Origin of the sequence: Coprococcus intestinihominis, from assembly GCF_040096555.1 — a bacterium.
In the GTDB taxonomy this organism is placed as follows: domain Bacteria; phylum Bacillota; class Clostridia; order Lachnospirales; family Lachnospiraceae; genus Coprococcus_A; species Coprococcus_A intestinihominis.
Genome location: NZ_JBBMEK010000457.1, coordinates 1 through 1,169, shown reverse-complemented (window position 1 = coordinate 1,169; position 1,169 = coordinate 1). Strand labels below are relative to the sequence as shown.

The 1,169-nt window shown below is 46.5% G+C and carries 1 protein-coding gene; it reads right to left on the bottom strand.

The features are described 5' to 3' along the window. Window positions 1-1,168 (bottom strand): peptide chain release factor 3 (locus tag WMO25_RS18195; RefSeq protein WP_349086649.1); only part of this gene is annotated, 1,168 nt, incomplete at its 3' end. Between the last annotated feature and the right edge of the window lies 1 nt (window position 1,169).

Below are 1,169 nucleotides of genomic sequence, written 5' to 3'. Positions count from 1 at the left end.
GAATACCTTCAAAGGCGAATTTCTTGCCGGGTGCGCAGACGGTATCTCCGATGGAGAAAATACCCGGGTCAAAGACACCGATAATATCCCCGGCATAGGCTTCGCTGATAACCTTACGTTCCTGAGCCATCAGCTGCTGCGGCTGGGAAAGACGGAGCTTCTTCTTACCCTGTACGTGATAAACTTCTTTGTCAGCATCAAACTTGCCGGAACAGATACGCATGAAAGCGATTCGGTCGCGGTGTGCCTTGTTCATATTGGCCTGGATCTTGAATACAAAAGCTGAAAAGTCCGGACTGAAGGTATCGATGAGACCGGAGTCAGACATTCTCGGCAACGGAGAGCTTGTCATTTCCAGGAAGTAATTCAGGAAAAGCTCAATACCGAAGTTATTCAGGGCAGAACCAAAGAAAACAGGTGAGAGCTGACCTTTGGAGACAAGATCCATATCCAGTTCATCGCTGGCACCATCTAAAAGTTCAATATCATCTACAAGTCTTTCATAAAGTTCGGATCCAAGTTCCTGCTCAAGTTCAGGAGAGTCCATGGTCAGATCCTTGTCAGATGCGGCCTTCATACCGTTATTATTCTCTGTGAAGGCGTGGATATGGCGTGTCTGACGGTCATAGACACCCTTAAACTCCTTACCGCTGCCGATAGGCCAGTTGATCGGGCATGTATGGATGCCGAGGACGGATTCGATATCTTCCATCAGGTCAAATGGGTCCTGGGCTTCACGGTCCAGCTTGTTGATAAATGTAAAAATCGGAATATGGCGCAGCACACAAACCTTGAAAAGCTTGATAGTCTGAGCCTCAACACCCTTGGATGCGTCGATAACCATGACGGCAGAATCTGCCGCCATCAGTGTACGGTAGGTATCTTCAGAGAAATCCTGATGTCCCGGTGTATCCAGAATATTGATACAATAATCTTTATAGTTAAACTGCATAACGGAAGAAGTAACCGAAATACCTCTTTCCTTCTCAATTTCCATCCAGTCGGAGACAGCATGCTTTGCTGTTTTCTTTCCCTTTACGGAGCCGGCCAGATTGATGGCACCGCCATAGAGCAAAAACTTCTCTGTCAATGTCGTCTTACCGGCATCAGGATGGGAAATAATTGCAAATGTACGGCGTCTTTCTATTTCCTTTTTAAAATCAGCCATT